16 protein-coding genes are annotated in these 18,935 nt (G+C 63.3%); 9 read left to right on the top strand and 7 right to left on the bottom strand.

Features of this window, described 5'->3' with window-relative positions:
- Positions 1-50 precede the first annotated feature (50 nt).
- The gene (locus tag ABZ728_RS15220; protein WP_366657073.1) at positions 51-527 is read right to left on the bottom strand and encodes a hypothetical protein; all 477 of its coding nucleotides are present in this window, start codon (positions 525-527) and stop codon (positions 51-53) included.
- A 192-nt stretch (positions 528-719) separates the two neighbouring features.
- Here ABZ728_RS15220 and ABZ728_RS15215 point away from each other — a divergent pair, with 192 nt between their 5' ends.
- Together ABZ728_RS15215 and ABZ728_RS15210 are read left to right on the top strand one after the other, a co-directional pair.
- Entirely contained in the window at positions 720-1,883 is a 1,164-nt protein-coding gene (locus ABZ728_RS15215) for a cation diffusion facilitator family transporter (protein WP_366657072.1), read from the top strand.
- 117 nt (positions 1,884-2,000) lie between these two features.
- Positions 2,001-4,367 carry a pyridoxal-dependent decarboxylase gene (locus ABZ728_RS15210; protein WP_366657071.1) on the top strand — a complete coding sequence of 789 codons (2,367 nt, stop codon included), beginning with the start codon at positions 2,001-2,003 and terminating at the stop codon, positions 4,365-4,367.
- A 16-nt stretch (positions 4,368-4,383) separates the two neighbouring features.
- Here ABZ728_RS15210 and ABZ728_RS15205 read toward each other — a convergent pair whose 3' ends face one another.
- The 6 genes from ABZ728_RS15205 to ABZ728_RS15180 all read right to left on the bottom strand — a co-directional run bounded on the left by ABZ728_RS15205 (position 4,384) and on the right by ABZ728_RS15180 (position 10,317).
- Positions 4,384-4,608, bottom strand: coding sequence for a hypothetical protein (locus ABZ728_RS15205; RefSeq protein WP_366657070.1), 225 nt, complete (start codon positions 4,606-4,608; stop codon positions 4,384-4,386).
- 105 nt (positions 4,609-4,713) lie between these two features.
- Positions 4,714-6,405 (bottom strand): hypothetical protein, encoded by a 1,692-nt coding sequence (locus ABZ728_RS15200; protein WP_366657069.1) that lies wholly within the window; start codon positions 6,403-6,405, stop codon positions 4,714-4,716.
- A gap of 56 nt (positions 6,406-6,461) precedes the next feature.
- Positions 6,462-6,821: a hypothetical protein gene (locus tag ABZ728_RS15195; RefSeq protein WP_366657068.1), complete on the bottom strand. Its 360-nt coding sequence runs from the start codon at positions 6,819-6,821 to the stop codon at positions 6,462-6,464.
- Positions 6,822-7,019: 198 nt separating this feature from the next.
- A complete protein-coding gene (locus tag ABZ728_RS15190) occupies positions 7,020-7,340 on the bottom strand; it encodes a GIY-YIG nuclease family protein (protein WP_366657067.1) in 321 nt (106 codons plus the stop codon).
- 907 nt (positions 7,341-8,247) lie between these two features.
- A complete protein-coding gene (locus tag ABZ728_RS15185; RefSeq protein ID WP_366657066.1) occupies positions 8,248-8,739 on the bottom strand; it encodes a hypothetical protein in 492 nt (163 codons plus the stop codon).
- Between the two features lie 108 nt (positions 8,740-8,847).
- Positions 8,848-10,317, bottom strand: coding sequence for a flagellin (locus ABZ728_RS15180; RefSeq protein WP_366657065.1), 1,470 nt, complete (start codon positions 10,315-10,317; stop codon positions 8,848-8,850).
- 353 nt (positions 10,318-10,670) lie between these two features.
- On the opposite strand from ABZ728_RS15180, the gene ABZ728_RS15175 reads away from it, so the two are divergent.
- The 7 genes from ABZ728_RS15175 (at position 10,671) to flhA (ending at position 18,914) form a co-directional block, all read left to right on the top strand.
- Positions 10,671-11,018 carry a DUF1153 domain-containing protein gene (locus ABZ728_RS15175; RefSeq protein WP_366657064.1) on the top strand — a complete coding sequence of 116 codons (348 nt, stop codon included), beginning with the start codon at positions 10,671-10,673 and terminating at the stop codon, positions 11,016-11,018.
- A gap of 177 nt (positions 11,019-11,195) precedes the next feature.
- Positions 11,196-12,884, top strand: coding sequence for a flagellar basal-body MS-ring/collar protein FliF (gene fliF / locus ABZ728_RS15170; protein WP_366657063.1), 1,689 nt, complete (start codon positions 11,196-11,198; stop codon positions 12,882-12,884).
- 60 nt (positions 12,885-12,944) lie between these two features.
- Positions 12,945-13,970 (top strand): flagellar motor switch protein FliG, encoded by a 1,026-nt coding sequence (fliG, locus tag ABZ728_RS15165; protein ID WP_366657061.1) that lies wholly within the window; start codon positions 12,945-12,947, stop codon positions 13,968-13,970.
- Positions 13,971-14,016: 46 nt separating this feature from the next.
- Positions 14,017-14,808 (top strand): FliH/SctL family protein, encoded by a 792-nt coding sequence (locus ABZ728_RS15160; protein ID WP_366657060.1) that lies wholly within the window; start codon positions 14,017-14,019, stop codon positions 14,806-14,808.
- A gap of 79 nt (positions 14,809-14,887) precedes the next feature.
- The gene (fliN, locus tag ABZ728_RS15155) at positions 14,888-15,220 is read left to right on the top strand and encodes a flagellar motor switch protein FliN (RefSeq protein WP_366657059.1); all 333 of its coding nucleotides are present in this window, start codon (positions 14,888-14,890) and stop codon (positions 15,218-15,220) included.
- 41 nt (positions 15,221-15,261) lie between these two features.
- On the top strand, positions 15,262-16,731 hold the full coding sequence (locus ABZ728_RS15150) for a sigma-54 dependent transcriptional regulator (RefSeq protein ID WP_366657058.1): 1,470 nt from the start codon (positions 15,262-15,264) through the stop codon (positions 16,729-16,731).
- Between the two features lie 59 nt (positions 16,732-16,790).
- Positions 16,791-18,914: a flagellar biosynthesis protein FlhA gene (flhA, locus tag ABZ728_RS15145; protein ID WP_366657057.1), complete on the top strand. Its 2,124-nt coding sequence runs from the start codon at positions 16,791-16,793 to the stop codon at positions 18,912-18,914.
- The last annotated feature ends 21 nt before the right edge of the window (positions 18,915-18,935 follow it).

The raw sequence follows: 18,935 nt of genomic DNA, 5'->3' as shown, positions 1-18,935 counted from the left end.
CTCGAATTCTTCCCGCTTTGCCGCAGAGCCTCAACCGATACGCTGATTTGTCACCGATCCAGCGGATACATCGCCGCGAGAATTTTCACGACCGTCCCGGCATCGTCGAACAGGGGCAGCATCAGCCCTTCCCACGCGCCAGGACCGTTTTGGCCAGCACCACCCTGACCCGTACCATTCTGAAACGTGTCGGTGACGATGCGGGCGATCGGCAGACGGGTGCGGACGACCTGGCGATAATCCTCGGCCAGAAGATCGGTCCGGCCATCGTCCATCGGCGCGATCGTCCGGCCGGTCATATCGACGCCGAAAGCCTCGATCAGACCGTCACCATAAAAACTGTATCGCATATCGGCGCCGTCGGCGTCACCGATATCGATCAGGACGGTGTGATCCAGCCATGGTCTCAGATCCCCCGGCTCGAACGATGCCGCCGTGGGAAGTGTCTCGCCTTCGCATTTTTCGATCCAAACGCCGTACACCGCCTTGAGGTTGCGATGCCGGACCACGAGAACAAGACTGGACATGGGAAGACCCCGATTGCAAAAGAACGCCGCCAACGGTGTTGGTCGCTCCGGACGATGGCCGCTGTCAACCTTCCTTGCGACCGATGGCGGGCGACCGTTATCGATGCGGCGACGCCCAACCGAAAACAGTTGAACAGCTGTTCAATCTTTGGCACTAAATTTCCTGACCAGTCTCAAGGGTTTTGCACGACGATGAGCGGACAGGAACCATTCGCCGAAAAGCGGCGCGTCACACTGGTCGGCATCGCTGTCAACCTGCCGCTCGCCGTGGGCAAGGTCGCTCTGGGGTTTCTGGGCAACTCGCAGGCGCTGGTCGCCGACGGCATTCATTCCCTCAGCGATCTGATCGGCGACGGTGCGATCCTGCTGGCCGTCAGGGCCGGCAGCCAGGACGCGGACGAAAACCATCCCTATGGCCATGCCCGTTTCGAAACACTGGCGACGGTCGGGGTCGGGCTGCTGCTGATCGCGGTCGCCGCCGGCATGGCCTATGGGGCGGCCATACGCATTGCTTCCGACAGCGCCGCCGTCACGCCCAGTGCCCTTACCCTTGCCGCCGCCGCGGTATCGATCGTCGTCAAGGAATGGCTTTATCGATATACCATCGCCGCCGGGCGCCGGCTGCGCTCGGAGTTGCTCAAGGCCAACGCCTGGCATCACCGCAGCGACGCCTTGTCATCCGGCGTGGCGCTGATCGGCATCGCCGGTGCGATGGCGGGGCTGCCACTGCTCGATGCGCTGGCGGCCATTCTGATCGCCAGTATGCTGATCAAGATCGGCTGGGACTGCATATGGCCCAGCATTCAGGAACTGGTCGATACCGGTCTGTCGCGCGCCCGCACCCAGACGATCCGCGACGTCGTGCTGTCGGTGCCCGAGGTCCGTGAAATCGGAATGCTGAGGACGCGCCGGATGGGGGCCGACGCCTATGCCGATCTCGAAGTGCTGGTCGACCCGATGCTCAGCGTTTCCGAAGCGCACCGAATCAGCGAGGCCGTGCGCGAACGGGTAACGCGCGAGGTCCACGAACTGGCCGATGTCTCCATCCACGTTGAACCGGACGAATCGACGCCGCAGGGACGTCTCGACGCGCTGCCGCCCCGGTCGGTCGCCTTGCCGGCACTGCAGCGTGCCTGGGCCGATCTGCCCGGCGCGACGGAGATCGAGTCCATCACCCTGCATTACATAGATGGCCATATCGATACCGACATACTGCTGCCGATCCGGGCGCGCCCTGCGGATCCGCAATCCGCGGAAGCCCTGGCCAACCGGTACCGAAGCCGGGCAGAAGCCAAGGTGCCGCTCGGCACCCTGCGCCTGCACTGGTCTGAAGGCCGGATCCCCCGCTCCGCGTAAGCGCTGACGCAGCCATTATCGCGACAGTTATCGAAAAACACATCCTATACGTGCATTTTGATACGTATACAGTGTAGGCATGGCCGTGAACGGCACCACCGCTCATAGGAATGCCAGATGAACCATCGCGACCGCATCGCCAAAGCGTTCGAATATTCCGATATCGGACTGAACAAGGACGGGGCCCTCACCGTCGGTGGCTTCACTGACGTGCCGGACATAACGCACCAGGACGCACCCAACGGCGTCGTCGGAACGGCGGAAGCCTGGTTCCTGGGGCCCAAGGGCGAGAACGAGGGGATCCTGCGCGAACTGGTCACCACCATCGTCGACGGCATCGTCGGGGCCCGGCGTGGGGCCTATGCCGACGATCCGGTGGCCATCACCGACGAAATGCGCGGCCGGGACGATTTCCGGCAGACGGTCGATACGATGCGCGCCGCCGTCGACGAGCTGATGAAATTCCTGACCGCCTACGAGACGCCCTTTTCCAGCCCGCGCTATAACGGCCATATGCTGTCCGACACCACGCTGCCGGGACTGGCCGGATACATGGCGGGAATGCTGCAGAACGGCAACACCGCCACCATGCAGGCGTCGACGGCGGCCACGCCGCTGGCGATGCTGGTCGGCTGGGATATCTGCAACATGATCGGCTATCGCGGCGATATGGGAATCCTGCCGTGGTCGCATCTGACGTCAAACGGCACCATCGCCAATCTGGAGTCGCTGTGGGCCCACCGCGAGGCACGGTTCCTGCCGTTCTCGGCCCGTCTGGCGCTGTTGCGGGCCGACCGCGACGGCGCGCCGCTGGCAAAGGCGCGTGACCTGACCGTTACCACCTGCGACGGCCAGCCGGTACGCCTGCTGGGCGCGACCGCCTGGGATCTGGCCAATGTCACACTGGACGAGGCGCTGACCCTTCCCCAGCGGATGGCGCAGACCGCCGGACTCGCCTCGCGCTACGACGCCTGGAACGCCATGCTGCCGTTCTGCCTGAACAGCATCGGCTGGCCGGCCTCGATCGCGCGGGTTCAGGAATGCCGGGGCGGCGACGAACTGGGCGGACCACCGGTGATCATGGTGCCGTCGAGCAAGCACTATTCCTGGCCGAAAGCGGCCGCCGCCATGGGCATCGGCGGCGACCGACTGATCGACGTCTTCGTCGACGCCGACGGCCGCATGGATATCGGCCGACTGCGGGAAAAGCTGGACAGGTGCCTGCTGCGCCGGATTCCGGTACAGACTGTCGTCGCGGTCATCGGCAGCACACAGGAAGGCGCGGTCGACCCGCTTTCCGATCTGCTGGCCGTGCGCGAGGAATACCGTCTGAAGGGTCTGGACTTCGCCGTTCATGCCGACGCCGCCTGGGGCGGCTACATGCTGACCCGGGTGCGCCGGGATTTTACCTTTGCCAGCGCCCCGGATCGGGCCGACAAGGACCCCGAGACCCAGCTTCACAAGAATGTCGAGCCGTTCGTCACCGACACCGAAACCGTACCCATCAGCGATTCGGTCATCGAATCCATGACGCGGCTGCGCGATGTCGACAGCATCACCATCGACCCGCACAAATGGGGCTATATCCAGTATCCTGCCGGGTCGATCAGCTATCGCAATGGGGAAATCCGGCGTCTGACCACCTTTACCGGCGCCTATATCGGCGGCGCAGCCTCGGTAAAGCCGGGCGAGCCGACGGTCGGGATATTCGGGCTGGAGGGATCGCGGCCCGGCGCGGCCGCGGCATCGGTGTTTCTGAGCCACCGGTGCATCCGCCCCAGCGTTTCGGGCCATGGCCAGCTAATCGAGCGATCGATGCTGAACGCTCGCGACTTCACCGCCCGCCTGTGGTCGATGAACGGGCGGGGCCTGCCGTTCATTGCGGTGCCGCTGTCCCGGTTGCCGTCAGAGCGCGGGCGGGAGGCCGAGGGTGCCTGCCCGGCTAATGAAGATGAGATCGAGATCCTGCGCCGCCGCGTGATCGGGCAGCCGATTGCGGCCATCCGCCGCGATCCCGAGGCAATGGCCCTGCTCAAGGCCATGGGCCCCGACCAGAACGTGGTCGATTTCGCCTTCAACCTGATCGATGAAGACGGCCGGCCGCAATCGTCGCTCGACCTGTTCAGCCGCTTCAACGGTCGAATCTACGACGCCTTTCATGTCGGTGTCGCGCCGATGGAGCCGGTCGGCAGTCACCGTTTCATGATGACCAAGACCATCTTCCAGCGCGCGACCTATGGCGATGTGTTCATCGACACCTTTGCCCGCCGGCTGGGTTTGATCGGCCCCGACACCACCCCGCCCGACGCGATATTCTGCCTGCGCTGCTCGATCATGAATCCGTTCCTGGGCAGCAGTAGCCCGGAAAACGACAGCGGTGAACCCGACAGCGGCGAGTCGATTCTCGAGTCGGCATTCGTCGAAATGGAATCGACCATCGCCGAGATCGCCGGCATCTATCGCGACCGGGTCGGGACGGGTTAAACTTGGATCGGCGGTGCTATTCCGCGGCCGGCGTGCTCTCGCGCCAGACGATCTCCGCCGTCTCGGGGTCGACAAAGGCCGAGCCGCCGGCGTCTTCCGGCATTTCGGCGGGCGGCCAGGCCGGAATGGCGACACCCTTGGCCCTGGCGTCGGCCGTCAGCGTGTCGGGGCGCAGATTGACGCCGGTCACGGGGGCGTAGCCGTCATCGGCGACCTCGCCGAAGAACAGAATGGCTGTCATGGTCATAACCTCGGAAAATTGAAATAGGTGTGAAGATCGTCGGCGCGCCGGTATCCAGACGCGCCGCCCCAGCCCTTCGATCAGGCCGTCGATCAGGCTGTCAGATCAGGCCCATTCGAACTGCGTCGTGGTCACGACCTTGCGCAGCTTGAGGGGGCGAAGCGCCGGATGCGCACCGGCCCGGCCGCCGCACTGGTCGATCGCCCGCACGGCATCCGGGTGCACTGCCGGTCCGCATGGAACGCAACTGCAGGACCGGCCCGACCCATCGCCATCGGACTGGTCGTCGCCCGACTGGTCGTCACCCGACTGATCATCGCCGGACTGGTCGTCGCCAGACTGGTCGTCGCCAGACTGGTCATCTCCCGACTGGTCATCGCCCGACTGGTCGTCGCCGGACTGGTCGTCACCGGACTGATCACCGCCGGACTGGTCGTCGCCCGACTGATCGTCACCCGACTGGTCGTCACCCGACTGGTCATCGCCGGATTGGTCGTCGCCGGACTGATCATCGCCAGACTGATCGTCCCCCGACTGGTCATCGCCGGACTGGTCGTCGCCGGACTGGTCGTCACCCGACTGGTCGTCACCCGACTGGTCGCCGCCGGACTGGTCATCGCCCGACTGGTCGCCGCCGGACTGATCGTCGCCGGACTGGTCATCGCCCGACTGATCATCGCCGGGTTGGTCGTCGCCTGACTGATCACCGCCTGACTGATCACCGCCTGACTGATCACCGCCTGACTGATCATCGCCGGAAGAATCGCCATCCAATGGATCGCCGGTAACCGTGCCATAGGGCGTGATAACCCCCAGCGCCACGCCGATATCCAGCGTCAGCGGCGGCGAAACCAGGTCCTGTGCTGCTGGCTGGAAGGCGAAGTTCGGTCCAGGGACGGCGATACCGGAACCATTGGATGCACTGTTACCGCGGATCGGCGGGCCGGACCAAATCAATCCGCCGCCAGCATTGAGTTTGAAGACGGTATTGTATTCGTCATCCCAATAGCCGGTGACCCAGATCATACCCGTACTATCGACCGCCACACCTTGCAGGTAACCGGTCGTCACGACCGAGGACCATTGTAGCATCCCGTCGACAGACAGACGGAAGATGTTCGGCCGGCCCGACCTGGGGGGATCCCCGACGGCGACGACTTCGCCGTCCGGCATTGCCGCCAGTCCACGCACTTCATCGCTGACGTCGGCCAGCCAGATCTGCAGCCCGTCATCGCGATAGCGGCGAACCGTCATACCGGCCGTCCGGTCGCCGCCGACAACCCAACCACCATCGGCCGTGGACGCGATTGCGCGGACGTGCCCACCGTGGTCGGCGGACCAGATGCGGTCGCCCGCCGGGCTGTAAAGCTGCAATCTCGGGACCTGGCTGCCCGCACCACCGACGACGATCCGGCCGTCGGTGGTAACGGCAACGGCGAGGACCCTCAGCCCCGTATTGGCGGTCCATACCAAATCGCCATTGGCGCTGAAGCGCCATAGGCTGCCCGATGAGTCGGAATCCGTTCCGACTACGACGCCACCATCGGCGACCAACGCGAGCGCGTTGGCATTGGACCCGGTATTTCGGGCCCAAAGAACGGTACCATCTGACGCGAGCCGCAGGACGGTCGCACCCTGATTTCGGTCTTCATTGACCTGAAAGGCCGATCCATCAGGTGCCAACGCGACTGCGGTGACATGCCGATATTCATCCTGATACCAAATTTCGCTACCATCAGCGCGCAGAGCCTTGGAGCCACCATACCGACCAGCCACGCCGGCCAAATATTCAATCATTCTCGTCATCTCCCATTCATCAGCGGTGAAGGGTTTTCGAAACTTTCATGTCGGCCTCAATGGCACGCATGAACCAGGGCGGTCAGGGCGCTGATGCGGTACTCGCCAGCCTCGGTATAGCTGCGCTCGGGAACCGGCGCGGCGCCCAGGAAGACGCCGTCCGCGGACCAAAGGCCGATATGGGCGACGGTCGCATTCGCGGGCACGGCAAAGATCAGCGTGCCGGCCGCTGCCTCGGTCGCGCCGACCGACCCCGCCAAGGGGTCCGACCACGAAACCGGCAGGCGTTGATAGTCGCCGCCTTCGATTTCGGCCGCGCCCTCGGCGCCGGGGGTGTCGCCGTGCAGGGACACCTCGGCAATGGCGGCGGCAATGGCTGCGGCGGCGATGTTGTAACCTTCGGTGGTCAAAGCCATGGTTTGGCTCTCCCTTTGATGTGTGAGCAAAAGCCAGGACGATATGCCTGCACCGCTGGCACCACCGGAGTTCACCGGCGGCGCCCAGACGCTGAACGCAAAAAAGCGCGCGAACCGGATGGTTCGCGCGCTGTGATCGGATACAGCTATCGCCCTGCTGCGGTTATTCTACTTAAAGTTGCCGCTTCGGGTCAAGGATTATATTCCTGATGATGGGATTGTTTTCTGTGGAGGGCCGGGGAGTTCGGCCGACAGGTCGCACCATTGCGGATTGAACGACTCGATAAGCCGGATCTTCCATGGCCGCTGCCATCGCTTGATCAGTGCTTCGCGACGGCGGGCTTCCAGCAACAGTTCGTAGTATTCCAGATAGACGAGGAGCCGGATCCCGTACCGCTTCGTGAAGCTCGCGACCTCGGCATGCCGATGCTCCCACACCCGGCGGACTATGTCGCTGGTCGATCCGACATAAAGGGTACCGCAGCGACGATTGGTCATGATGTAGACGCAGGGCTGCACGGTAAATTCTCGCGTTAGTAGTGGATCCCGGATGGTGCTGCGCACCTCCGGGGAAGTGATAGAGGGGCTACGCCGCAAAAATTCCCCTGCCCCGGACGCGATGCGGCACAAAGTGACGCTTCGCAGAGCCGGGGCCCACACTGTCAACGTTCTCGCGAAACGTGTGGACCCCGGATGGTGCTGCGCACCTCCGGGGATGAGATAGGGGGCGGAAGCTGAGGCAATAAACACAGTTGCCGGACGGTGCTTCGCACCTCCGGGGATGAGATAGGGGGCGGAAGCTGAGGCAATAAACACAGTTGCCGGACGGTGCTTCGCCCCTCCGGGGACGGGATACAGGGGCGACGCCGCAAAAATTCCCTGCCCCGGACGCGATGCGGCACAAAGTGACGCTTCGCAGAGCCGGGACCCACACTATCAACATTCTCGCGGAACGTGTGGACCCCGGACAGCACTTCGTGCTTCCGGGGATGAGATAGGGGGCGGAAGCTGAGGCAATAAACACAGTTGCCGGACGGTGCTTCGCACCTCCGGGGATGTGATCGAGCGGTGACGCCGCAAAAATTCCCCTGCCCCGGACGCGATGCGGCACAAAGTGACGCTTCGCAGAGCCGGGACCCACACTATCAACATTCTCGCGGAACGTGTAGACCCCGGACAGCACTTCGTGCTTCCGGGGTTGAAATAGAGGGCGGAAGCTGAGGCAATAAACACAGTTGCCGGATGGCGCTTCGCACCTCCGGGGAGGTGATAGAGCGGCGACGCCGCAAAAATTCCCCTGCCCCGGACGCAATGCAGCATGAAATGCTGCTTTGCAGAGCCGGGGCCCACACTATCAACGCTCTCGTGGAACGTGTGAAGCCCGATGGGTGCCAGGCACCGCTAAGATCGGAAAAGGCAGAAATCCCTACTCCTCGTCGAACCAGGCCATGGCACAGAGCACAACCTCTTCATACCCATCGACATCCGTGCTTTCGACGCACCAGACCTGTGATGTCGACAGTTCACCGGTTACCGCATGAGGCACCAGATCGTGCCAGACGATGACCTCGCCGGCGGCAATGGCCTCGCGGATTTCAACGGAAACCGGCGTGTCGCCATCAAGCGAAAAGGTCGACAGATCGTCGCCCGGCGATGTCTGCTCCGACGCATCCAGAACCACGATCGCATCGCCATCCATGGCCCAGACGTGAAGGCCGGAACCACGATCGAAAAAAGGCGGCTCTTCCAGTGTTGGCATGGACGCCGCCACGCCATCCCGCTCGATCAGGTCGATGGCGGCATCGGCCGTTTCGCGCAATGTATCGCGGCCGACATCGGCAAAGGCCGAACCGGCGATCCCGAATACAAGAACAACCCCCAACACTGGCAGATACCGCCCGCCTGAATTCTCGATCATGGTTCCCCTTTCCCGATATCCCTGGTTACAAAAAAGGGGCGCCCCGCTTTCGAGGCGCCCCGGAACCGGCCGGCAATGCCGTGCCGGGTATCGATGAGACCGCGCCGCTTAACCGAAGAGGGACAGAATGCTCTGCGGCTGGCTGTTGGCAATCGACAGCGCCTGAGACGACAACTGCTGCTGAACCTGCAGCGCCTGCAGTCGGGCGGATTCTTCCGCCATATCGGCATCGACCAGCGATCCGATACCTTCATTAAGGGCGTCGGTCAGGTTGCTGACGAAGTCCTCCTGCAGGTCGAGGCGCTGCTGGACGGAGCCGAACTCGGCCGCCGCATTCGTCGAAACCTGGAGAGCCGATTCGACCTTGCCGAGCAGAGTCTGGAAATCTTCGCCGGTGCCGCTTGTCAAATTGACACCACCAAGGCTGGTGTCCGCGTCGGCGACGATTCGCAGCATGCCGCTATTGTCGGCGTCGGCCGCGGTTCCCGACAGTCCGGTGACGGTGTTTATGGCATCGACAATCCCAGTCATATCCTCGGCAACGGCTTCGAACACGCCGGAATCCTGTTGGAAATCCGAATTCGTTCCGCCTCCGTCCACCGTAATCTTGTAATCTTCCCCGTTGGCGGAAAACCGAATGACCGAGCCATCTTCCGGCTGTTCGCCCGTTTTCAGCAGCGCGCCGGATTCGTCCGCGCCCAGCGCCAGATTCTGGTGCTCGAAGCTGGTTGCGCCCGTGAAGGCCGACGGGGTGGTCAGTTCCGAGACGTTGATGGCGCTAGAGTGCTCGGCGATGATCCGGCCGCTCTGCACCGTCGCCGTGTCGACCTCGCCGGCTATAGCAGATGCCATACCTTGTAGGACATCATCGGCCGTATCCCCGGCGGCGACGGTATATGTGACAGTGGTACCATCGATTTCTGCATTGATTTCACCCGTTGTGGAACCGTCGAGCCCGCCGAGATCGAAGACAACCCGCTCGTCCTGCGCTTCGCTCGACGGGGCGCGGTCGACGAGCTCGGCGCCACGGCTGTCGGCCACACGCAGATTGTCCAGCATGCCAAGGCCGCCATTGGTCCGAAGGTCGGCGCGGGTCGCGTCGATGTAGCTGGCGGAAACGTCGTTGCCAGCCCGGTCGACGGACGACAGAAGCTGTTCCGTACCACCGCCATTCAGCAGGTTCACGCCGTTGAACTGCGCGCCGCCGACAATGCTTTCGATCTGGCTGACGCGCTGATCAATATCGGCTTGAACCTTTTCGTTGCTGACCGCCGGGTTCTCGGCATCGGTGATCAGCGTGCGGATCTCCTTGACGACATCCGAAACCTGTTCCGACGACGACCGGGCAACCGATACCGTGCTTTGCGACACGGACAGCCCTTCGCCGATCGATTTGAAACTGGCGACGTCGGCACGCATGGTCTGGGCGACCGAATAGGCCGAAGCGTTGTCCTTGGCGTTGCCGACCTTGAGACCGGTGGAGATGCGTTCCTGCACCTGACCGAGATTGTTGCCGACCGAGCGCAGGTTCTGGAGAGCAGCCTGGGCGCCGACATTGGTAAGGATGGAGTTGCTCATGATATTCTTCCCGTTCTGGTGTTAGAAATCGCTGCCGTTTTCGGCATCAGCGGCTGTTTTTCCGAAAGAGCGTTTTTTCCGGCCTCTCGACAACCGTAAGTCGATGATGGCCGAAAAATTGTGACTCAATCGTTAAAAAACATCTTTTGGTAGCGATGGGTGGGGTCGCATCCGGAAGGGGAAATCGTGGACGGCTGTCGGCGGGCGAAACGGCGGCAGGAACGATCAGGGAGCGGGAGTGCGTGGCGATCTCCCGCGATCCGGTTCATTTAGGAATTTTTAAAATGCGATGGGCAATCTTGTTGCCAACGAACGACGATGAACAAGGCCCTGAGCTTAAGGACTTCATGAGAATGTCATCGCCCCGAGGCGAGCGGCGGCCGCCGGATCAGGCCCCGATCGAACAGCCGATTACGCTGGAGGACCTGCCTCCGCCCGACACCAAGCGCTGGGTCAGCCGTCGCAAGGCCAAGGTCGTTGCCGCCGTCCGCCAGGGTCTGTTGACCCTGGAGGACGCCTGCCGGCGCTATAATCTGTCGATGGAAGAATTTCTTTCCTGGCAGCGGCTGATCGATCGCCACGGCGTGCCCGGCTTGCGGGCGACGCGGCTGCAGGATTACCGCGCGCCGGCCGAAGACGAACTCGGCCTGGAGGACGGCCTGATGCCCAACGATGTCCTGACGCCCGTCAGCGAGGACTGACACCCCTTCCGTGCGCCAGGTGGCACCGGCATCTTTCCCGGAAGCCGGGAAGTCGCCCCGGAAAATTCCTAAAATGCGGCCTACTGGGCAATTTTTGCCGCATCGTTAAGAGTCTTTTCATACGGCGGGCGCCATGTTGCCACGCAGCATCGGATCAACGCGTGGGGACGGTAAATCGTGAATGCGCTGACGGCAACATTGCGCAACCTGGGACCGGCGAGGCTCGCCGCGATCGCAGGCGTGGCGATCATCGTCTTCGGGTTCTTCATCTTTCTGATGACCCGTTTTTCGACCCACGACATGGCGCTGCTCTATTCCGACCTCGATACTCAGGACGCCGGCCAGATCACCGAGCGGCTGGCGGCGCAGGACGTCCCGTTCGAGATCGGCAACGGCGGTTCCTCGATCTATGTTCCCGGCGACCGGATCGACGCCATGCGCATGGCCATGGCCGCTGACGGGTTGCCGCGCGGCGGATCGATCGGCTACGAGATCTTCGACGAAAGCAGCGGTCTCGGCACGACCAATTTCGTCCAGAACATCAACCGCCTGCGCGCGATGGAAGGGGAACTCGCCCGCACCATTGCGTCGATGTCCGGAATCAGTCAGGCGCGCGTCCATCTGGTGCTGCCTGAGCGCGAGCTGTTCTCCCGCGATCGCCAGGACCCCAGCGCCAGCGTCTTTCTGCGACTTTCCGGCGGACGGCCCAGCGATCAGCAGGTTTCGGCCATTCAGCATATGGTCGGCGCCGGGGTTCCTGGACTGGAACCGTCGAACATTTCGGTCGTCGATGAGCGCGGCACCCTGCTCGCCCGCGGGCCCGGCGGATCGCCGGAAGAACTGCGTCTGGAAACGACCGCGCAAATCCGCCAGACGCTGGAACGCCAGCTGACGACCGAGCTGGAAGAACTGCTGTCGCGAACGCTGGGCTATGGCCGGGTTCGGGCACGCGTTTCCGCCGAGATGGATTTCGACCGTGTCAACACCACCGAGGAACGGTTCGATCCCGACAGCCAGGTCGCGCGGTCGCAGCAGTTCACCGAAGAAGAGCGCGAGTCGAGCGCGGATGACGGCGTCGATCCCGTTACCATCGCCGAAAACCTGCCCGAAGCCGACGTGCCCGGCCTGGATGCCGGTGGTTCCTCGACCGATACCGAGTCGCGGAGCGACGAGACGATCAACTACGAGATCAACCGCATCGTGCAGAACACCGTGCGCGATACCGGAACGGTCGACCGGCTGTCGGTCGCGGTGCTGGTCGACGGCACCTATGAAACCGGCGCCGACGGTACCCGCGAATACGTGGCGCGGGGCGACGCGGAACTGGAGCAGATACAGGCACTGGTTCGGTCGGCCGTCGGTTATGACGCCGAGCGCGGCGACTCGGTCGAGGTTGTGAACATGCCCTTCGTCTCTGCCGAGGAGGCGATGTTCACCGACGACACCGGCACGCTGATGGGCATGACGCGCGACGACTGGTTCCGCATTGCCGAGATCGCCGTGCTGGGTATCGTCGCCGTGCTGGTCATTCTGCTGGTCGTGCGTCCCCTGCTGATGCGGGTGCTGGAAGGCACGCAGGAAGCCGCCGCCGGCGATGCCTTCGACGGGTTTCTTCCCGACGGCACGATGCAGCGCACGGCACTGGCCGGACCGCAGAGCGGCATGGGCGCGCTGACGCCCGCCGATCTGCATGGCGGCGAATCCGGCGACGACGAGGAAAACGACGACCTCGACGCCATGATCGACATCAATCAGGTGTCGGGCCGCGTCAGGGCGTCATCGCTGAAGAAGGTCGGCGATATTGTGGAAAAACACCCCGAAGAGGCCGTTTCGATCATTCGGAACTGGCTCTATCAGGAAACCTGATCATGCGGCAGGTGGTCGGCGTGACCCGGCCCGCGGCAAGCCGCAACGAAGGATGATGTCATGAGCCAGTTGAGGGTTCGCGAAGATTACCGGGGACTGACGGGCCCGGAAAAGGCGGCGATCCTGATGCTTGCCCTCGGGGAGGAGCATGCATCGCGCCTGTTCGTCTTCATGGACGAGGAGGAGATCAAGGAACTCAGCCAGACCATGGCGAATCTGGGCACGATTTCGGCCAATCTGGTCGAACGCCTGTGCGTGGAATTCGCCGAGCAGCTTTCGTCGACCGGGTCGCTGGTCGGCAGTTACGAAAGCACCGAGCGGCTGCTGCTCAAGGTCATGGACCGCGACAAGGTCGACTCGATCATGGAGGAAATCCGTGGTCCCGCCGGCCGGACGATGTGGGAGAAGCTGGCCAACGTCAACGAGATGGTCCTGGCCAACTATCTCAAGAACGAATACCCGCAGACGGTCGCGGTCGTGCTGTCCAAGATCAAGCCGGATCACGCCGCGCGGGTTCTTGGTCTGCTGCCCGAGAGCTTCGCCATGGAAGTCGTCATGCGGATGCTGCGCATGGAGGCGGTGCAGAAGGACGTTCTCGACGACGTGGAGCGCACGCTGCGGACCGAATTCATGTCGAATCTGGCGCGCACCAACCGCCGAGACGCCCACGAGATGATGGCCGACATCTTCAACAATCTGGACCGGCAGACGGAGAACAAGTTCCTCGCCGCTCTTGAAGAACGCAACCGTGAATCGGCGGAGCGCATCAAGGCGCTGATGTTCACCTTCGAGGATCTGGGCCGCCTGGACCCGACCGCCATTCAAACGCTGCTGCGGTCGGTGGAAAAGGACAAGCTCGCCGTCGCGCTGAAAGGCGCGTCGGAAAGCCTGCGGGATCTGTTCTTCTCCAACATGTCGGAGCGCGCCGGCAAGATCATGCGCGAGGAAATGTCGGCCATGGGCCCCGTTCGGCTCAAGGATGTCGACGAATCGCAAATGCATATGGTCCAGATCGCCAAGGATCTGGCGGCCAAGGGCGAAATCATCATTTCGGAAGGCAAAGGCGAAGATGAACTCGTCTACTGATTTCCGGCACCGCATCTTTTCCGGCACGACCTGAATGACAGCCCGGATGCAGAAGTACCTCTTCGAACGATCGTTCGATCCCGAAGTGCTAGAGGCGGAACGCCTTGAGCGCCTGGAGGAAGAGCGTCGGCAGCGCGAGGCGGACGAAGCGGCCCTTGGCGGACACGAACCGGAGCCAGAGCCGGAGCCGGAACCGCCGGCGCCGACCTTCACCGAGGAAGAGTTGGCAGAGGCCCGTCGCCAATCGTTCGAGGAAGGGCGGCAGGCCGGCGAAACGGCGGCGCTGGAAAGCCGCGAGGAAGCGATCCTGGCGTTGCTGAAAGACCTGGGCGCGGAAACGGCCGAAATCGCGCAGCGACAGCAAAAGGCCAACGCAGAGCTGGCGGATACGGCCGTTCAGGTGGCGTTGGCCGTGAGCGCGCGGATGCTGCCGCAGTTGATCGCCCGGCACGGCGGCGACGAGATCGAGGACCTGGTCCGGCACTGCCTGGCCGACCTGATGGAAGAACCGCGCATCGTCGTGCGCGTCGCCGACGGCATGCTGGACGACATCCGCGACCGGACGAGCCGCATCAAGACCGAGACCGGCTATCCGGGAACCTTCGTGCTGCTTGCCGACGGGGATCTGGCGCCTGGCGACAGCCGCGTCGAATGGGCCGATGGCGGGGCCGAACGGCTCGGCAGCCATGTGTGGCGGGACGTTGAACAGGCCATCGCCCGGGTGCAGGCCGGCAACCTGACGACATCGGCGGCGGCCGACACCGCCGTCGAGGCGGAACCGGCGGCGACTGAAGACCTGGCGGGCGGAGACGGGAACGAACAGAGCGACACCGCCTGAGTGCAGCGATTTTGAGTGCAACCACCGCCATGGCCGGCCGGTGCCGGCAGGCGGAATGCCGAACCAGGAGCAAGTAGAGATGAGCAGCGAGAATTTCGATCTGGACGACCTGGACCCCGATGCCAAGCAACCGAGCCGCGACGATTCGGCGACGACAACCATCGCGACCAAGGACCTGGAAGCGATCTACGACATCCCGGTGCAGATTTCCGCGGTGCTCGGAAAATCGACGATGCAGGTCAACCAGTTGCTGAAACTGGGACGCGGCGCGGTCGTGGAACTCGACCGCAAGGTGGGCGAGGCCATCGACATCTATGTGAACAACCGGCTGGTGGCGCGCGGCGAAGTCGTCGTGGTCGAGGACCGCCTCGGCGTCACCATGACGGAAATCATCAAATCCGACCGTAGCTGAACCGGCAGTTCAACCGGCTGGGAGGGGACGAGGAGACCATCATGCGCCTTTTGATCGTCGGCACACTTTCAGGACACATCTCGACGGCGGGCAAGATCGCCAAGGCCCGCGGCGCACGCGTTGCCTTCACCGATACGGTGAGTCAGGCAATGACGGCGCTGCGAAACGGCGACGGCGCGGATCTGCTGATGGTGGACGTCGCGCTCGACGTCGCAAGTCTGATCGACCAGCTCAAGGCCGAACGGTTTCATGTGCCCGTCGTCGCCTGCGGCATCGGATCGGACGCCCGATCGGCCGTCAAATCGATCCAGGCCGGCGCAAAGGAATATATCCCGCTGCCGCCCGATGCCGATCTGATCGCCGCCGTGCTCGAAGCCGTCGCGGCGGAAAGTCATTCGATCGTCACCGGCGATCCGGCCATGGCCGCCGTCCTGAGGCTGGCCGATCAGGTCGCCGGCAGCGACGCGTCGGTGCTGATCAACGGTGAAAGCGGTACCGGCAAGGAACTGATCGCCCGCTATCTGCACCGCAAGAGCCGACGGTCCGACAAGAAATTCATCTCGGTCAACTGCGCCGCGATACCGGAACATCTGCTGGAAAGCGAACTGTTCGGCCATGAAAAGGGCGCCTTCACCGGCGCCGTCAGCCGGCGCGTCGGCAAGTTCGAGGAAGCCCATGGCGGGACATTGCTGCTCGACGAGATCAGCGAGATGGATCCCCGGCTGCAGGCCAAGCTGCTGCGGGCAATACAGGAGCGCGAGATCGACCGCGTCGGCGGCACCGCCCCGGTAAAAATCGACATCCGCGTGCTGGCGACGACGAACCGGACCCTGGAGGACGAAGTCCGCAAGGGCACGTTCCGTGAGGATCTGTACTATCGGTTGAACGTCGTCTCGTTGCCGATCCCGCCGCTGCGAGACCGGCCGGGCGACATCCTGCCTCTGGCCGATCATTTCGTCGCCAAATATGCCGAGGCCAACGCGACAGGGCCGAAAGCCCTTTCCGACGCCGCGCGCGACATGCTGACCCGGCATAGCTGGCCCGGCAATGTGCGCGATCTGGAAAACACCATGCACCGGGCCGTTCTGTTGTCCAGCGGCGCGACGATCGAGCCGGAGGCCATCAGCCCGACCAGTGCGATCGCCACCGGCCCGCGCCGCACACCCGATGCCGATGCCGATGCCGCCAACGACAGGCCCGCCGCCAATGCGCGATCGCAATCAGGGGCGGAATCAGGGGCGCAGGCAGGGGGCCAATCAGGGCGTCATGGGGAAACTGCGGTAGCGGATCAAACGCCCGCCACGCGGGGCAGCGGCATGGTCGGGCGCACCGTGGCCGAGGTCGAGCGCGACCTGATCATCGAAACGCTGGAACACACATTGGGCAACCGCACCCATGCCGCAACGATTCTGGGCATCTCGATCCGGACGCTGCGCAACAAGCTGAAGCTCTACAGCCGCGAGGGAGTCGCCATTCCGCCGGCCCACGATACCGAGCGCGCGGCCGTCTGATCGGCCTCCCGTTCTTTTTCTCATGACCGCCGCCACAGGCGCATCACCGACAAGTGACAATGTCAGACAGCAGCAAACTTCCCGGCACCGGCAACAGCTTCGATCCGTCCGCCCGGCTGGCCAGCCTCGGCGACGCGATCGCCAAACGCGGCGACATGGCCCTGGCGCTGGGCGTTGTCGGCATTCTGGTCGTGCTTATCCTGCCGATGCCGGCCTGGCTGCTCGATCTGGCGCTCGCCCTGTCGATCACCTTTTCCGTCGTCATCCTGATGACCGTGCTGGCTATCTCGCGGCCGCTGGAGTTTTCAAGTTTTCCGACCATCCTGCTGATCGCGACGATGATGCGGTTATCGCTGAATCTGGCGTCGACCCGGCTGATTCTGTCCGAGGGGCATACGGGGCCGGACGCTGCCGGCAGCGTCATCGAGGCGTTCGGCTCGTTCGTCATGGGCGGCAATTTTGTCATCGGCATCATCGTTTTCGGCATTCTGGTGATCGTCAATTTCGTCGTCATCACCAAGGGTTCCGGCCGAATTGCCGAGGTGTCGGCGCGCTTCTCGCTCGATTCGATGCCCGGCAAGCAGATGGCGATCGATGCCGACCTGTCGGCCGGCCTGATCGAAGAGCAGGAAGCCAAGCACCGCCGCAAGGAGCTGGAGGACGAAAGCAACTTTTTCGGCGCCATGGACGGCGCGGCCAAGTTCGTTCGGGGCGACGCCATTGCCGGCCTGCTGATCACATTCATCAATGTGATCGGGGGCATCATCATCGGTACAGCCCAGATGGGGCTGACCATGGGGCAAGCGGCAGAGACCTATACCCTGCTGACCGTCGGTGACGGCCTCGTCAGCCAGATCCCGGCGCTCGTGGTGTCCGTCGGTGCGGGCATGCTGGTGTCTAAAGCCGGCGTGCATCAGACCGCAGACAAGGCCGTGTTCGGTCAACTCGGTGGATATCCCAAGGCGATCGGGATGTCGGCCTTCCTGATGATCGTGCTGGCGCTGCTCCCCGGCATTCCAATGGTGCCGTTCCTGGCACTCGGCACCGTGATGGGCGTCGTGGCGTGGCAGCTGACCCGGCAGCGTCAGCAGGTGGTTGACGACAAGGCCGCCGCCGAGGTGGCCGAACAGGAAGCCGCCCCGGTCGCAGAGGAGCCGATTTCGTCGGCACTGTCGATCGATCAGGTCCGCCTCGAACTGGGCTATGGCCTGCTGTCGCTGATCAACAACGGTGAAGGCGCCCGGCTGACCGACCAGATCAGGGGACTGCGCCGGCAGTTGGCGTCGGAAATGGGCTTCGTCATGCCCTCGGTCCGCATCCAGGATAACCTGCAACTGCCGCCGAATACGTATGTCCTCCGCATCAAGGAAGTCGAGGCCGGCCGTGGCGATATTCGCGCCAACATGCTGCTGGCCATGGATCCGGGCGGTGATTCAATCGGCATCGCCGGCGAGGACACGCGCGAGCCGACCTTCGGCCTGCCGGCGAAATGGATTCCGATGGCCAGCCGCGAAGAGGCGATGTTCAAGGGCCTGACGGTGGTCGATGCGCAGACGGTGATCACGACCCACCTGACCGAAACGGTCAAGGACCATATGCCGGAACTGCTGTCCTATGCCGAAACGCAGAAGCTTCTGGACGAACTGGGCCGCGACCACCAGAAACTGATCGGCGACATCATCCCGCAATACATAACCGTCGGCGGGACCGAGCGCGTACTGCAAAATCTGCTGGCCGAACGGGTCTCGATTCGTGATCTGCCGACCATCCTGGAAGGCATCGGCGAAGCGTGCGGCTATACCCGCAACATCAATGCCATCACCGAACATGTCCGGTCCCGTCTGGCCCGGCAGATATCCGATGCCCATACCAATCCCGACGGCTTCATCCCGCTGGTAACGCTGTCGCCGGAATGGGAACAGGCCTTTGCCGAAAGCCTCGTCGGCGAAGGCGACGAGCGTCAGCTCGCCATGGCGCCCTCGAAGCTTCACGAATTCGTCAACGCCGTCCGCCAGAATTTCGACCGGCACGCGCAATCGGGCGAGGCCCCCGTTCTTTTGACCAGCCCGGCCATACGCGCCTATGTCCGGTCGATCGTCGAACGCTTCCGACCCGCGACGACCGTCATGTCGCAGAACGAGATCCATCCGAAGGCGCGTATCAGAACGCTCGGCCAGATATGACCGCGCATCAGAACGGGAACG

It is taken from the genome of Fodinicurvata sp. EGI_FJ10296 (assembly GCF_040712075.1).
Lineage (GTDB): Bacteria > Pseudomonadota > Alphaproteobacteria > DSM-16000 > Inquilinaceae > JBFCVL01.
Note: the sequence above shows the minus strand (reverse complement) of the source record. Positions and strands in the feature narration are given on the sequence as shown.

Coding starts and splice junctions, on each gene's coding strand:
- fliN (WP_366657059.1), top strand. CDS start 14,888: ATGAGCAGCGAGAATTTCGATCTGGACGACCTGGACCCCGATGCCAAG.
- ABZ728_RS15180 (WP_366657065.1), bottom strand. CDS start 10,317: ATGAGCAACTCCATCCTTACCAATGTCGGCGCCCAGGCTGCTCTCCAG.
- flhA (WP_366657057.1), top strand. CDS start 16,791: ATGTCAGACAGCAGCAAACTTCCCGGCACCGGCAACAGCTTCGATCCG.
- ABZ728_RS15205 (WP_366657070.1), bottom strand. CDS start 4,608: ATGACAGCCATTCTGTTCTTCGGCGAGGTCGCCGATGACGGCTACGCC.
- ABZ728_RS15150 (WP_366657058.1), top strand. CDS start 15,262: ATGCGCCTTTTGATCGTCGGCACACTTTCAGGACACATCTCGACGGCG.
- ABZ728_RS15220 (WP_366657073.1), bottom strand. CDS start 527: ATGTCCAGTCTTGTTCTCGTGGTCCGGCATCGCAACCTCAAGGCGGTG.
- ABZ728_RS15160 (WP_366657060.1), top strand. CDS start 14,017: ATGCAGAAGTACCTCTTCGAACGATCGTTCGATCCCGAAGTGCTAGAG.
- ABZ728_RS15210 (WP_366657071.1), top strand. CDS start 2,001: ATGAACCATCGCGACCGCATCGCCAAAGCGTTCGAATATTCCGATATC.
- ABZ728_RS15175 (WP_366657064.1), top strand. CDS start 10,671: ATGTCATCGCCCCGAGGCGAGCGGCGGCCGCCGGATCAGGCCCCGATC.
- ABZ728_RS15185 (WP_366657066.1), bottom strand. CDS start 8,739: ATGATCGAGAATTCAGGCGGGCGGTATCTGCCAGTGTTGGGGGTTGTT.
- ABZ728_RS15200 (WP_366657069.1), bottom strand. CDS start 6,405: ATGATTGAATATTTGGCCGGCGTGGCTGGTCGGTATGGTGGCTCCAAG.
- fliG (WP_366657061.1), top strand. CDS start 12,945: ATGAGCCAGTTGAGGGTTCGCGAAGATTACCGGGGACTGACGGGCCCG.
- ABZ728_RS15195 (WP_366657068.1), bottom strand. CDS start 6,821: ATGGCTTTGACCACCGAAGGTTACAACATCGCCGCCGCAGCCATTGCC.
- ABZ728_RS15215 (WP_366657072.1), top strand. CDS start 720: ATGAGCGGACAGGAACCATTCGCCGAAAAGCGGCGCGTCACACTGGTC.